The sequence below is a fragment of the Paraburkholderia unamae genome (assembly GCF_003268775.1).
GTDB classification, from domain to species: domain Bacteria; phylum Pseudomonadota; class Gammaproteobacteria; order Burkholderiales; family Burkholderiaceae; genus Paraburkholderia; species Paraburkholderia unamae.
In genome coordinates, this window is sequence record NZ_QLSU01000033.1 from 44,928 (window position 1) to 57,781 (window position 12,854).

Annotated in this window: 13 protein-coding genes and 3 pseudogenes; 8 read left to right on the forward strand and 8 right to left on the reverse strand. The window is 60.7% G+C overall.

The annotated features are described in order from the left end of the window. Positions 1-28: 28 nt before the first annotated feature. Together C7401_RS36215 and C7401_RS36220 are read right to left on the reverse strand one after the other, a co-directional pair. Entirely contained in the window at positions 29-775 is a 747-nt protein-coding gene (locus tag C7401_RS36215; RefSeq protein ID WP_112176855.1) for an SDR family NAD(P)-dependent oxidoreductase, read from the reverse strand. A 367-nt stretch (positions 776-1,142) separates the two neighbouring features. Further along, positions 1,143-1,259 (reverse strand): annotated as a pseudogene (locus C7401_RS36220) (MetQ/NlpA family ABC transporter substrate-binding protein); the annotation flags it as partial. A gap of 6 nt (positions 1,260-1,265) precedes the next feature. On the opposite strand from C7401_RS36220, the pseudogene C7401_RS36225 reads away from it, so the two are divergent. Next, a pseudogene (locus C7401_RS36225) lies at positions 1,266-1,535 on the forward strand (DUF3047 domain-containing protein). A 211-nt stretch (positions 1,536-1,746) separates the two neighbouring features. Here the strand turns inward: C7401_RS36225 and C7401_RS36230 are convergent. Both C7401_RS36230 and C7401_RS36235 read right to left on the reverse strand, forming a co-directional pair. Beyond that, the gene (locus C7401_RS36230; RefSeq protein WP_112176856.1) at positions 1,747-2,016 is read right to left on the reverse strand and encodes a hypothetical protein; all 270 of its coding nucleotides are present in this window, start codon (positions 2,014-2,016) and stop codon (positions 1,747-1,749) included. Between the two features lie 255 nt (positions 2,017-2,271). Beyond that, positions 2,272-2,955, reverse strand: a complete 684-nt coding sequence (locus tag C7401_RS36235) for a potassium channel family protein (protein ID WP_112176857.1) — start codon at positions 2,953-2,955, stop codon at positions 2,272-2,274. Positions 2,956-3,686: 731 nt separating this feature from the next. Between C7401_RS36235 and C7401_RS36240 the strand changes: the two genes are divergently transcribed. The 5 genes from C7401_RS36240 to C7401_RS36260 all read left to right on the forward strand — a co-directional run bounded on the left by C7401_RS36240 (position 3,687) and on the right by C7401_RS36260 (position 8,161). After that, a complete protein-coding gene (locus C7401_RS36240) occupies positions 3,687-3,890 on the forward strand; it encodes a hypothetical protein (protein ID WP_112176858.1) in 204 nt (67 codons plus the stop codon). Continuing rightward, on the forward strand, positions 3,887-4,246 hold the full coding sequence (locus C7401_RS36245; protein ID WP_112176859.1) for a YSC84-related protein: 360 nt from the start codon (positions 3,887-3,889) through the stop codon (positions 4,244-4,246). Before C7401_RS36240 ends, C7401_RS36245 begins: the two co-directional genes overlap by 4 nt. Positions 4,247-4,480: 234 nt before the next feature. After that, positions 4,481-5,770, forward strand: coding sequence for an LssY C-terminal domain-containing protein (locus C7401_RS36250; RefSeq protein ID WP_112176860.1), 1,290 nt, complete (start codon positions 4,481-4,483; stop codon positions 5,768-5,770). Continuing rightward, positions 5,767-7,020 (forward strand): LssY C-terminal domain-containing protein, encoded by a 1,254-nt coding sequence (locus tag C7401_RS36255; protein WP_112176861.1) that lies wholly within the window; start codon positions 5,767-5,769, stop codon positions 7,018-7,020. Before C7401_RS36250 ends, C7401_RS36255 begins: the two co-directional genes overlap by 4 nt. Then, on the forward strand, positions 7,007-8,161 hold the full coding sequence (locus C7401_RS36260) for a lipase family protein (RefSeq protein WP_112176862.1): 1,155 nt from the start codon (positions 7,007-7,009) through the stop codon (positions 8,159-8,161). The genes C7401_RS36255 and C7401_RS36260 overlap by 14 nt, the downstream gene beginning before the upstream one ends. Positions 8,162-8,450: 289 nt before the next feature. On the opposite strand, the gene C7401_RS36265 is transcribed toward C7401_RS36260, so the two are convergent. Then, entirely contained in the window at positions 8,451-9,377 is a 927-nt protein-coding gene (locus C7401_RS36265; RefSeq protein WP_112176863.1) for a LysR family transcriptional regulator, read from the reverse strand. 103 nt (positions 9,378-9,480) lie between these two features. On the opposite strand from C7401_RS36265, the pseudogene C7401_RS36270 reads away from it, so the two are divergent. After that, positions 9,481-9,618, forward strand: a pseudogene (locus C7401_RS36270) (aldo/keto reductase); the annotation flags it as partial. 83 nt (positions 9,619-9,701) lie between these two features. Continuing rightward, on the forward strand, positions 9,702-9,992 hold the full coding sequence (locus C7401_RS36275; RefSeq protein WP_112176864.1) for a DUF1330 domain-containing protein: 291 nt from the start codon (positions 9,702-9,704) through the stop codon (positions 9,990-9,992). Between the two features lie 109 nt (positions 9,993-10,101). Here the strand turns inward: C7401_RS36275 and yfiB are convergent, their stop codons facing one another. The 3 genes from yfiB to yfiR all read right to left on the reverse strand — a co-directional run bounded on the left by yfiB (position 10,102) and on the right by yfiR (position 12,660). After that, a complete protein-coding gene (gene yfiB / locus C7401_RS36280) occupies positions 10,102-10,614 on the reverse strand; it encodes an outer membrane lipoprotein YfiB (protein ID WP_112176865.1) in 513 nt (170 codons plus the stop codon). Between the two features lie 82 nt (positions 10,615-10,696). Continuing rightward, complete coding sequence (dgcN, locus tag C7401_RS36285; RefSeq protein ID WP_112176866.1) at positions 10,697-11,965, reverse strand: diguanylate cyclase DgcN/YfiN; 1,269 nt, start codon at positions 11,963-11,965, stop codon at positions 10,697-10,699. Next, complete coding sequence (gene yfiR, locus C7401_RS36290) at positions 11,962-12,660, reverse strand: regulatory sequestration protein YfiR (protein ID WP_112176867.1); 699 nt, start codon at positions 12,658-12,660, stop codon at positions 11,962-11,964. The genes dgcN and yfiR overlap by 4 nt, the downstream gene beginning before the upstream one ends. Positions 12,661-12,854 lie beyond the last annotated feature (194 nt).

Below are 12,854 nucleotides of genomic sequence, written 5' to 3' on the forward strand. Positions count from 1 at the left end.
AATGCGTGCCTTGCGCACGCGTGGACGATCAGCGGAAGCCGCCCGCCGCCAGCAGATGCTCGCCGGTCAGCCAGCGCGCTTCGTCGGACGCGAGGAACACCGCGACATCGGCGATATCTTCCGGCTGGCCGGCGCGGCCAAGCGGCGTCTTCGCAATGAAGTCCGAAGCCATGTCCGAGCCGGTGATGCCCGCGCTATGCGTGCCTTCCGTTTCCACGTATCCGGGGTTGATCGAATTCACGCGGATCTTGCGCGGGGCAAGCTCCAGCGCCAATACGTTCGTGATAGCGTCCAGCGCGCCCTTCGTGCCGGTGTAAATCGCGCTCGCGGGCGGCGTGATACGCGTGACGCCCGAGCTGATATTAATGACGCTCGCGCCTTCGCCAAGGTGCTTCACCGCCGCTTGCGTGACGAGCAGCGGGCCGAGCACGTTGGTGTCGAACTGCCGATGGAATTCCTCGGTGGTAATGTCCTCGACCGCCGAAAACGCGTACACGCCCGAATTGTTCACGACGATATCGAGGCGGCCGAACGAGTCGATGGCAGTTTGCACGAGCTTCGCGGCGTCGGCGGGCTGCGAGACGTCGCCGCCCACGGCCGTCGCCTTGCCGCCCGCTTCCTGGATCTGCTCGACAACCGCCAGCGCGCCCGCCTTACTGCTTGCATACGTCACCACGACCGCCGCGCCCTCTTTCGCGAGCGCACGGGCGATCGCCGCGCCAATTCCCTTCGATGCGCCCGTAACGAGCGCGACTTTGCCTTCGAGCCTGGCCATGACAAACCTCCAATATGGGTTGAACCGTCCGCTTGCCGCATCGCGGCTTGCGTCGGTGCTCAACGACAATGTAGAGGGTACGCGGGGCGCGAAAAAGAGCCTGCCGCCGAATGGAGTGGCCGCATTTGCCGAACAATGCGCGCGCCATGCCGAAGGCGCGCGTACCCAGTCATCGCGAAATCCCCGCCATCGGGCACTCCGCGGGGCCGTTCGCGCCATCGCCCTCTACCGCAAGCGCGCGGCGCATCGTGCCGTTTTGTCGCCTATATCGACCGCGTCAACGTCAGCATCGCGACGCTAACTTTCGATTTGCCATTTGCCTGGCAGATGGGCGTCGGTTGGGCCGCCGCAAGCAGCCGCGTGCTGCTCAGAACGCCGGGATCATCGCGCCTTTATAGCGCGACAGGATGAACAGCTTCACTTCGGGGGACTGATAGGCGGCGACGAGTTGATGCACCCACGGCTTGTTGGCGTCCTGCTCGCGACGCTCATGTACGTCTGGTCGAACTCGGCTCCGCGAGGCGGTGTCATTGCCAACCCTCACACAGCCCGTGTCCAGATGATTGTCGTTTCCGGACAGCCCGGCAATGCTGGCCAGCGGCAATCTTTGCGTCGATAAATTGTGTAGCACTACTATGGAATGGTCTTTCACGAACCGCGAGGACGAATCAGCGGCTACGGCCTGCTCAACGACACCGACAATACCGCTACTGCGACACGGGCCTGGTATCGTGACATCCAGTTTCTGCCTGGGCCATAACAATCCGGCGGTGCAGGTCGAAGGTCTCGTGGTGCAACGGACGCGACTAAGCTCGCACCCTGAAAGCCGCGTCGACCGCGCGGCCATCCTCCGGTGACCAATACTTCGCCACCCGATCGTCGTTTGGGCATTTCGCCTTTTGCCAGACGGATCTCACTGGCACCTCGCCGAAGAGTTCCAGCTGTTCCCCCAAACCCGGCTGCAATCCGCGCTAGTACTTGATGTCCCGCTTTTGCTGGCGACCCTCCTGCTTCGTGTTGCGCTTGTCTTGCCGACACTGGGAGTTGCTCTTCTGGTTTGCAGCCCGGCAGTCGACCTTACCCGCGCGCGCTTCCTGTTTGGCAGCCTGGTTGGCGTTCCTGCCTTGCTGTCGCTGTTGCGACTGGTTGGTAGCCGAGGCAGCGCCCGAGAGCGCCAGGAGTCCGGCTGCGACCAGTGCTGCTCCCGTGCGCTTCCAAAGTCCGCTTCTTGATTCGACCATTTCCAGGCTCCTTCCTGTCTGGTTGAAACTGGGGTCAGCTGTCGCTGAGCGGCACGGAGTAGATGCGCCAGTTCCTCTGGTGGAAACCAGGCATCAAAATCCGGACCGTTCAACACCGCTGCAATCGTGAATTTCGACGACAACGCCTTCGACCTTGCTCTGCGACTCGAAGGCATCGACTGAGAGCATTCAGCCGGTTTTGACGCGACGTCAGCAATCCTCCGGCGCAATACGCCCGCCTGAGCTCCGGACGGCTCACGGTTTCCCTCGGTCGTTTACTGGTGGATACACTCCTGCGAGCCGTGCTATCAAAATGGCAACGAACAATGCGCCGACAATCTGTTCAACTACACAAGTCCCCCGCGCCTGGCGACTTATCGGCGTAATGTCGCCGAAACCCGTGCTAGTCAAAACGGTGAAGCTAAAATACACGAAATCATAGAACGTCAACGATGCCTGGTTTCCAAAAAGTGCAAATGATCCTTCGTAAAAATGAGCGACAAGTGCATAGATGAATGACCAGAAGACAGCAAGGAGAAGATAAGCGGATGCTGCGCCAAACAGCTTGTCAGCAGTCATGACCTCGTGCCGAAAGACGTAGCGCAGCAGATATGCGATCGTTGTCGCGTAGAGCAAGGCCCCAAAAAGCCACGATTTTGCAACCGCATGTGGGTCGGTTCCCGATACCGCTATCCATTGAAAAGCCAGCGCCGGGCTGGCGAGAAGTACGGCAATCACGAAGGAAAGCGTTGAGCGGCCGACTGACGCCACCGTCGCGATGATAATCAACGCATTCGCACAGTTGATCGCGAAACGTCCAATCGGTGTAGGCTCCACAAACGGAGCAGTACAGACAAAGACCATCAATACCACGAACAAATAGAAACATCGCTGGAAGAAAATTCTTCCGAAAAATTCACCAACCTTGTTAATTAACATATTAATACCTCAAGATCTTCATCTTCAGGTTTTTCAAATCGCTAACCGCTTTCAAAGATGGCGTTTTTTTCGCACGACCTCAATGCCACCGAGACAACCCCTGGCTCCGTTCTTGCTTCCACACTCGAATTATCAGAAAACTTCTGCATTACCCGTTCTGCGAGATTGAACGTGAAAGAGACAGCGAATTTCGTCGTCTATAGTAATACGACGGATGATTAACTTGATGCTTGTTCACCACGAACATACGTTGCCAGGCAAGCAGTTGAACAAACTCCACACCACATGAAGATGCCGGGGCACTCGTGGCTTCGCCCGCAGGGCATTCCCGTTTCGAAGCCCGCTAACTTCCATTCTGCTCGCAATCCCGGCGTGCAACGAAACGTTGAAACGGTGAGACCTTGGCCATGCCGGCCTTGCACTAAACGATGTCTTCGTTCGCGGCCTTTCCCTCAACCATGGTTTCAACAGGCATTCAACATGCCGTTGCGATATGCATCTGTAAAACCAGGATCAGATTGACCTCAAATCCCTACGCGACAAGCTATGCTTAAGGGGGTTGGCAGCCTTTTTCTTCGACGCTACATCGTGTGTCGGAATCGCGACCCATTTGCCGGTCGCGCGTTCGTGGGGCACCGGTAGCGGCACGATTTCGCAATCGCCCGGTCCGGATGCGTCGAATGGTTCCTGTCTCTGCCGATTGCAGCGTCCGTCTTCGGAAGGAGGCTATCATGAATCGTCGCCTGGCAAGCCTGACGTTATCTTTCGCGCTCGCATTGCCGGAGATGGCGTTCGTCGCAAGCAAGGAAGAAAAGCAGGCGGAGTGCGCAAATCAGCTCAAGATGCACGAAATGCACTATTCAAAGCGCAACCGTCGGCGCGCAAAGGCGTGCAATCTGCTGCGGGATATGCGGCCTTCAGCGACTTTGGTATGAAGATCCTCCTGGCCGGTAGCGGCAAGGGTGAAGGTGTCGCGGTCAACAACAAGACAAAAGAAAAGACCTGCATGAAGATGGCGGAGCTTCAGGCGGGCCTTGGGATGGGAGTCAAGAAATCTCAGCAGATCGGGGTGTTTGAGAACGAGAGCGCCCTGAAGAAATTCATGACTTCCGGATGGCAGTCCGGCGGACACGCAACCGCTGCGGCAAAGACCGGTGACACCGGGGCCTCGTTTGAGGGTGCAATTGCGGTGGCGCCTGGCAACTGGCTTTTTCAGCTCACCGATCAAGGTCTTGCGGTCGAGTTCACCGCCAAAGGGTCCAGGTACCATGCGGACGACGAACTGAATTGACGGTGTGTGAACGGATATCGAATATCAAAACGCTACGGGGATGAACCGCTCCGTCAATGCCTGCGGCTAACCGGATGCAGCGGACGTTTCACTCATCTCGCCAGCAACGCCGGACTGGCGCGCACCGTTGACGCGAGGCTGCGCGAAAGCCGTAGCATTCGCTGGATCCGTGATTCGATCGTCCAGCCAACAAGACCGTCGCCACGGTCGAACCTCGATCGAGCAGCGATCGTTATGCGCCCCATCCTCTTCCCATTGCTCGCCGTGACACTCACGGCATTCGTATTGGCAGGTTGCGCGCGGCATTCGCCGGGCGCATTCGAAGCCGGGTACAGGAGCCGTGTCGTCACGCGCAGCGAAGGCGGCGTACAGGTTGCAGCGGCTCCGCTTTCCGCTGAGGAAAGCCGGTCTGTCTACGGCGTTGCCCTCGCAACGAAGGGAGTTCAACCGGTCTGGATCGAAGTCCATAACGGCGACGACCATAGCTATTTTCTGCTTTCACCAGGCCTCGACCCACGCTTCTTCCCGCCGTCTGAAGTCGCGGAGACGTTTGCAGGCGCAGAGTCGCAACGCACACTTGCGGCACTTGACGTCCGGTTTGGCGAGCTGGCGTTTCACAATCCCGTGGCGCCCGGTCAAACTACCTCCGGTTTCGTGATGACCCATCTCGACGAGGGCGTGAAGTTCGTACAGATCGACCTCGTCGCGAGCCAGCGCGCCAAAGCATTTTCCCTGTTTACCGAAGTACCGGGTTTCCAGGCCGACTACAAGGCGAGCAGGGTTTTTTCGCGCGACATCTATCCGCAGGGAGAAGTCGTGAACTACACCGAAGACGAGGCATTCAGGGCAGCACTGGAAGCGCTCCCGTGCTGTGCAACCAACGAGGACGGCACGAAGAATGGTGATCCTCTCAACCTGGTGGTCGTGGGCGGCCTGGACGATGCGTTCCCTGCACTTGTGCGGCGCGGGTGGGCCCCAACCGAGGAAAAATGGTCCGGGGCCATCATGAAAATGGTGAAGTCTTTTCTTGCGGGAGAGCCCTACGTCAATGCGCCAGTGAGTGATCTTTACCTGTTTGGACGCCCGCAGGATCTGGCGTTGCAGACAGCCCGGGACACGATTCATGAACGCAACCATCTGAGGCTTTGGTTAAGCCGCATGCGCTACCACAACAAGCCGGTGTGGATTGGCCAGATCAGCCGGGACATCGGAATCCGGTTCACGACTCACACACCGACGTTCACGACCCACAAGATCGACCCCGATGTGGACGAGGCACGCGCCGCCCTGACGGAGGACATGGCATATTCCGAAAATCTTGTGAAGATCGGAGCCGTGAAGGGAGCCGACGCTGCGCCACAAAGCGCCCCTGGAGAAAACCTGACGGGGGACCCCTATTACACGGACGGATTTCGCGTGGTGCTGGTATTCGACCAGCGTCCGACCTCGCTATCTGGCATTGCCTTCTTCCAGTGGGGTACAGGCAACGATGGCCAGGGTGCCATCCCGGGAGCCGATCGATGACGCCGTCGTGGCCGCCCCGTCTTGCGTGGCGCCGCGCGCTGCTCTGGGCCAGTCTGCTGCTCGCCCTTGCGAGCTGTACGACGTGGCGCGAGCCTGCGAGCGTCGACGACGGGCCCCTGCGCGAGCGAGCAGTCCCGGCAACAGGTCGCGGGGTGCAGGTGCGTGCCGCCGTGCTCGGAAGAGACGACAGCACGCGGATGCTCGGCGCCGACCTCGCTGTCTTTGGCGTACAGCCAGTCTGGATCGAAGTCAGCAATGGAACCTCGCAGGCGTTGTGGCTCCTGCGCACCGGAACCGACCCGCGCTACTTCTCGCCACTTGAAGTCGCGTGGTCGCTGCATTCAATGTTCGGCGGCGAAAGAAACAAACGCATCGACGAATACTTCACCAAACTCAGCCTCAAGAACCCCATACCGCCAGGAAAGACGCAGGCGGGCATGCTCTTCACCAATCCAGATCGCGGAACGAAAATTTGCAACATCGACCTGTTCGCAAACAGGACGCTCATCCCTTTCTCGCTGTTCCTGCCTGTGCCGGATGATGTCGGAGATCCACGCTTCACGGAAACACAGTATCGCTACGCCGACTCCGCAGTCACTGACTATAACGATCCTGATTCGTTAAGAGGCGCCCTTGAACGGATGCCGTGCTGCGCAACCGATACGAGTGGTACGGAACAGGGCGATCCGCTCAATGCGGTGTTCGTGGGCCATCTCGACGATCTGGCTGCGGCGCTGGTCCGACGCGACTACCACAGCTACAAGCGGGCGGACGATTTGAATCAGCGGCTTGACGGTCGCGTCCCCGATGTGGTGTTGCGCAAGGAGGCGGCCGGGGATGCACCTGCTATATGGCTTCGCATGTGGCTTGTGCCCATACGTTTTCGAACTCAACCAGTCTATCTGGTGCAGGTTGGGCGTCCCATCGGCGGACGGTTCATATCACGCGAAGATGCGAGTTTCATCTTGCAGCAGGATGTTGACGAGGCCAGAAACCACTTCGTTCAGGACATGATGTATTCGGGTGGTCTTGAGAAGCTTGGCTTCGTGCATGGCGTCGAGCCAGCGCCGCGAACCCATCCTCGCTCGACACTGGACGGCGCGACCTACCATACCGATGGTTTGCGCGCCGTACTATTTTTTGCGACACGACCGTTGAGCCTGTCCGATGTCGAGTTCCTGAACTGGGTACCGTACCTTCAGCCGCACGAGTCTGCTGATGAGGAGGCGGGCAGCAATGAGCACAAGTGATCGCACCGCTGTCGTTCAGGACGGCCACGCGCACGGCAACCGCAGCTTGTCCAGCACCTTGCGGCGTGCCCGTACCCTGCTCGAAACGCTTGCCCTGATCCTCGCATTCAGCGCCTGTGCAACGAAGCCACTCGTCCCTTTTTCGACCGATACGCCTCCGCTTGTACTCGTTCCCGCCGCACAAGCCGGCGTGCTTGACCAGCGAGCGCGATTCCGGGAAATATATTGCGCCGTACTGGACGCACATGCCCACGAGTTACCCGACTACAGACCGTGCGACGACGCCCTGACGCGAGTGGGCGCAGAACTGGCAGGAACCGGCAAGCTTGTTGATCTCGGCCCGTCGAGGCAACGACTGGTCGCCGCGATCGTGGCAGGTGTTGGATACGAGTGCTTCGAATCCTGGCTCGATCCGGCGGGTACTGTTGCCCTGCATTTGCGCAAATCTGGCTATGACGCCATGCTGCTTCCGGTCGATGCGTTATCGAGTTCCGGGCACAACGCGCGCCAGATACGCGACGAGGTCATGGCCATGCCAGCGGAACCGGGCACTCCGCGCCTGGTATTGATCGGCTACTCGAAGGGCGCCCCCGACATTCTGGAAGCCCTGGCCGAGTATCCGGAAATGCGTTCCCGGGTAGCAGCCGTGGTCAGCGTGGCCGGCGCAGTGGGAGGCTCGCCTCTCGCAAACGACGCCGACCAGTCCCAGGCAGAATGGCTCCAGTATTTTCCGGGCGCGACGTGCACCAAAGGCGACGGTGGCGCAGTAGAAAGCCTGCGCCCCGCAACGCGCAGGGCCTGGCTCGCGCAACACCCGCTTCCGCCCGGCCTGCGTTATTACTCAGTCGTCACATTTCCGGAACCCGAGCGCATCTCATCCATCCTTAAGGGAAGCTACGACAAGCTCGCACGCATCGACGCCCGCAACGACAGTCAGATGATCTTCTATGACCAGGTGATCCCCGGAAGCACGCTACTCGGTTATGTGAATGCAGACCACTGGGCGATTGCGGTGCCAATCGCGCGGAGACATTCCGCGATCGGTGCCATCTTCGTGACCGGAAATGCCTATCCGCGCGAAGCGCTAACCGAGGCCGTCCTGCGTTTCATTGAGGAGGACATGGCATCATCGCGGCGCTGAACGCCTTACGCTTCAACCAGGCTTGCCGAAAGGGCAATTTTCCGCGGGCCGGTCGCAATCTGCTGCGTTCACTGCGACGCCGGACGGTAGCGACGGTCTGGCAGCGGGCGCAACAGGTCTTCCGGAATGACAGTCATACCCACCGCGGGACGACTTCCTCATACGACTGCGGGATACGTCCAAACAGGATGACACCGCCATCGCAAAGATTCGCTGATCAGCGTAGCCTGAAAAGTCAGACACCGAGGTTGAATCCGCCGTCGAGACCTGACGGTGGCTGGCCAATTACCTAGACCGCTCTATTTGCCGGTTGATCAAAATACGGCTCCAATACGCTTTCCATCCACTTCATGAAAGCCCGGACCCGTTGCGACAAATTACGTCGATGGGCAACGACAAGCCACGCGGCAAGTGGCTCAGGTCGCAGATCGGGCAGTACCTCCACCAACGCGCCCCGTTCGATGTGATGCGCAAGCGCCGAATATCCCGCCTGGATCAATCCAATGCCAGCAAGTCCGGCCGCATGATAGGTCTGCACGTTGTTGACTTGCATCGCGCCGGGCAAAGCAAGCGTTGCATAGCCGTCGCCGTCTGGATATTCCCACCCGGCAAGCCTCCCGCCGAGTGTGCGCGTGTAGTGAATCATCTGGTGCCCCAGACCGCGCAGTTCGTCGAGCGTGCGGGGCGTGCCATGCCGCGCAAGATAGCTCGGGCTCGCCGCATTAATCATGCGCAGCTTGCCAAGCGGGCGGGCAATCAACGTCTCGTCGACAATCGGGCCCAGACGAACCACGCAATCGAAACCCTCCTGGACGAGATCGACACGTCGATCGGTGCTGGACAGCTCCAGTTCCAGCTCTGGATGCGCCGCCAGCCATTGCGGCAGCGCGGGAACCACTACGGTTTGCGCTAACTCCGTCGGCATGTCTACGCGCAATTTCCCCCGTAACGACGCACCGTTATTCGCGAACATCGATTGCAACTCCTGCACTTCAGCCAGCAGGTCGCGTGCGCGTGAATAAAAGGCGCGGCCATCTTCCGTGAGCTGAACATTCCGCGTGGTCCGATGGAGGAGAGAAACGCCCACATCCTGCTCAAGCTCGCGGATCACCAAAGAGACACGTCCCTTCTGAAGACCCAGGCTTTCAGCCGCACGCGTGAAACTCGTCATTTCAGCAACACGGGCAAAGATCAAAAGTGCATCGAGGTTTTGCATTGTTCACTCGGTGAGTAACAGAACGTTCTCTCTGGCCTGATTTATAGCTCAATGGTAACTCAGTAGACTGGGTTCCCATGTCCTTGTCTCGAAGGGAACCGCCATGAAATACAAGCAACCCGGTAACGCCGGGCTGTATGTGTCCGAACTGTGCCTCAGCACGATGACGCTGGGCGGCAATGCTGACGCCGGCATGTGGACGGCGATTGGCGCACCGGGTCAGGAGGAGGCGAACCGCCTCCCGCATACCGGCACTACGACGGGGGCGATCGCAAGCAACCGCCCCTTATTCAATTTCAGACCAACATTGAAGGAAAGCTAAACATGCCTAAAGGCTATCTGATCGCACACGTCAGCATCTCGGATGCAACGGCATACGCCGCCTATGCAAAAGCCGCAGGCGACGCAATGCGCAATTTCGGCCCCAAGCTCATCGCGGCGTCGGGACAGTATGAAAACCTCGAAGGCGAGGCTCACGAGCGGCATGTGATCTTTGAGTTTGATTCGTTCGCCGAGGCCAAGCGGTTCTATGAAAGCCCTGAATACCAGGCAGCCAGGGCGCTGCGCGCCGGGGCAGCGACCGGGACGTTTGTCCTTCTCGAAGGGATTTCGTAATGCTAAGCGCGACCGATCGAACTGGTTCGGATAACTCATCCACAGGCAGTCTGGAAACGCAGTCAAAGCATTTTGGGTGAAGCCACCATAAACGAAACGCCGCGCCGACTCAGCGCGGCGAGACGACAATGGCGACCCGGCGGTTTTGTGCGCGGCCGACTTCCGTGCGGTTGTCGCCAACCGGGTCGCGCTTGCCTTTCCCAATGATCTCGACGTGTTCGGCAGGAAGGCCGGTGTCGACAAGTTCGAGCGCCACGACCTCGGCGCGGCGTCTGGACAACTCCAGGTCATAGGCGTTCGAGCCCTCGCCGTCGCTGTAGCCATAGACGCGCACGCTGTTGAGCCCCGCCGATGTGAGCGTGCGACCAATCCGCTCGACCGTGCGTCGCGCGTCGGGCTTGAGGTTATAGCGGTCGAAGTCGAACAGGATGGGGCCGGTCAAGCCGAACTCGAAGCCCTGCCCGGTCTCCTCGAATCCCGCAGACGTCAGTGCCTGGACCTGCTTCTGCGTCAGACCACGGTAGAGCGGTGGCGTCTTGCAGCCCCCAAGGAGCAAACACAGGAACAGTGCGCTCACAATGCCTGATCGCCAGATCCTTGCAGGAAACGAGCATTTCTTCATCGCATTCCCCTCTTGCGCGCCGGCTTCGCACGCGCTGTTTCGAATCCTTGCGACGCTCGGGCTGCTGCGCCATGCCATCGCGTCAAGCCGGCCCGGCAACACCTTCGGCGAACTGCCACGAGCCCGGTCGCGCGCGCTTGGCCCGGTACATCGCCGCATCGGCAGCGCGCAGCAAGCCGTTCGCGTCGCGCGCGTGATCGGGATACAGCGCAATCCCGATGCTCATCATGGCGGCAACCGTGCGGCCATCGGACAACGTGATCGACAGCGTCGTGCCGGACAGGATGTCCTCGGCAATACGGGCGGCGCTGGCCAGTTCGCGCATCGGTGCCAGCATCACGGCGAATTCGTCGCCGCCGAGGCGTGCCACCAGATCGACCTCGTTCAACTGCGTGCGCAACCGCGCCGCGATGCCGATCAGCACCGCGTCGCCCGCGTCATGGCCGAAGCAGTCGTTGATCTCCTTGAAACGGTCACAGTCGAGATAGAGAACGGCGACCCGCTGCTCCGTCACCGTGGCCTCGCCGAGAGCACGCTTGAGGCGCGCCTCGAACTGCAAGCGGTTGGGCAGACCCGTGAGCGCATCGTGGGTTGCCTTGTGTTCGAGCGACGCGTTTTCGTTGCGCAGGTGGTTTTGCCAGTCTTCGAACTCATCGAGCAAGGCGTTGAAGTCGTCGCCGAGCTGGTTCAGTTCGGCAATCGCCGCGGGCTCGACCCGTCGCTCGAACGCGCGTTCGCGCCGCACTGCGTGGGCGACACCTGCCAGCGCGCGCAGCGGGGCAACGATGTTGCGCACCACGCGCTTCGAGCTGACATAGGCGCCAAGTACGCTAACGGCGAGGCAGGCCAGGATGCCGCCGACGCCGCCGAGCAGGAAGCCGAAGAACTGATGCCCCTGGCCACGCATTTCGACGTAACCGACGACGAAGCCGTCGTGCAGCACCGGTACGGTGACGGGTCCGGGCAGCGCAACGTCGGCAACTGCCCGCTCGAGCCGGGCGATCGCACCGGCGGCTGGCGCGCGCCAGGCCGCGAACGGGCGGCCCCTGCTATCCGTGACGACGATCTCAGCCACGTCCTCTTCCTTTGCGATCAGCTCGATCGCCTGGGCCGCTGCGACACGGTCGCCGAATACCAACGCCGCCTCGACCGTATAGCCGAGCGAGCGTGCCAGCAAGTTCAGGTTGTTGCCGGAATAGGCCCGCAATGCGATCACAGCGACCATGATCAACGATACCGTGGCCATTGTGACGGCGACGAACGCCACACGCAGGTGCGCGCGGCGCAACACGGCTTGCAGCGTCGGGCGCGGCGTGGGCGGCGGGGAAACGGGGGACGCGGGCTGTGTCATGGCGTCACCGGCCGCCGCGCGAGGTTGAGCACATTCGGGTGGACTCGTACGCCGCTACGCGCCACGGCATCGAGATTGATATCGAACGTGACGCGTTCGCCGTCGACATTGAGACAGAACATGCTGCCTGCGGTGCAGGACGGATCGTGTTCCGCAATCGTCAGGACAGGATGGCCAGCCACGGCAACGCCGACCTGCTGTCGCTCAGTGTCGCTCAGATCGCCTAGATACACGACCTGGCAGGTTGCGCCGAGGGTGGAGTCATCAAACTGGACGTGCTGCACCTCGAGCGGCGTCGAGCCGGCGTGCAGCGTGTCGACGAGGCCCTGCGCGTAGTCGGGACGGCCCGTCACGCACAGACGCAGGTGCGCGGGCGGCGTCGGCCAGCGCGTAAAGCTGATGATGCCCAGCACGACCTGGCGCACGGCGGCGTCGCGTGGCGCAATGGCGGGATCGGTACGGCTCGTGCCGGTAACGGCGTGCGCCGTGCTGGCTGGATCGATTGTATTGGCGGGTGTCTCGGCGGGCACGGCCGGTGCCGCGCCCAGCGCGCAAGCCACTGCAAGCAAGACACGGCGAAGCGAGGCCGACCGGCCTGGCCGCCCGGACACTCCCAGCGCGGCGATCTCCGTCGCGCACCCTGGCGTCATTGCAGACGCGCGACAGGCACCCGCCGCGCGCACGCTCGCATTCATGATGAAAACACCTGTTGGCGTCGCTCCGCGCGCTGCCTTCTGGCTCCTGCCATCTGCGGGCCTGCACCAGCTTGTGCGCATAGAAATGCATCTTAGGCGCAAAGTCACACAATCAACCAGTTGTAAGCACCGGTTTTCTTCGTAGCCATCGACGATTGCCGCTGTGCAGCGAATTGATCTGCACATTCGCGGGT

Excerpts from the sequence above, each read along its gene's own strand:
- C7401_RS36275 (WP_112176864.1), top strand. The coding sequence starts at position 9,702 with ATGCCTAAAGGCTATCTGATCGCACACGTCAGCATCTCGGATGCAACG.
- yfiB (WP_112176865.1), bottom strand. The coding sequence starts at position 10,614 with ATGAAGAAATGCTCGTTTCCTGCAAGGATCTGGCGATCAGGCATTGTG.
- dgcN (WP_112176866.1), bottom strand. The coding sequence starts at position 11,965 with ATGACACAGCCCGCGTCCCCCGTTTCCCCGCCGCCCACGCCGCGCCCG.
- C7401_RS36245 (WP_112176859.1), top strand. The coding sequence starts at position 3,887 with ATGAAGATCCTCCTGGCCGGTAGCGGCAAGGGTGAAGGTGTCGCGGTC.
- C7401_RS36265 (WP_112176863.1), bottom strand. The coding sequence starts at position 9,377 with ATGCAAAACCTCGATGCACTTTTGATCTTTGCCCGTGTTGCTGAAATG.
- yfiR (WP_112176867.1), bottom strand. The coding sequence starts at position 12,660 with ATGAATGCGAGCGTGCGCGCGGCGGGTGCCTGTCGCGCGTCTGCAATG.
- C7401_RS36240 (WP_112176858.1), top strand. The coding sequence starts at position 3,687 with ATGAATCGTCGCCTGGCAAGCCTGACGTTATCTTTCGCGCTCGCATTG.
- C7401_RS36235 (WP_112176857.1), bottom strand. The coding sequence starts at position 2,955 with ATGTTAATTAACAAGGTTGGTGAATTTTTCGGAAGAATTTTCTTCCAG.
- C7401_RS36260 (WP_112176862.1), top strand. The coding sequence starts at position 7,007 with ATGAGCACAAGTGATCGCACCGCTGTCGTTCAGGACGGCCACGCGCAC.
- C7401_RS36255 (WP_112176861.1), top strand. The coding sequence starts at position 5,767 with ATGACGCCGTCGTGGCCGCCCCGTCTTGCGTGGCGCCGCGCGCTGCTC.
- C7401_RS36250 (WP_112176860.1), top strand. The coding sequence starts at position 4,481 with ATGCGCCCCATCCTCTTCCCATTGCTCGCCGTGACACTCACGGCATTC.
- C7401_RS36230 (WP_112176856.1), bottom strand. The coding sequence starts at position 2,016 with ATGGTCGAATCAAGAAGCGGACTTTGGAAGCGCACGGGAGCAGCACTG.
- C7401_RS36215 (WP_112176855.1), bottom strand. The coding sequence starts at position 775 with ATGGCCAGGCTCGAAGGCAAAGTCGCGCTCGTTACGGGCGCATCGAAG.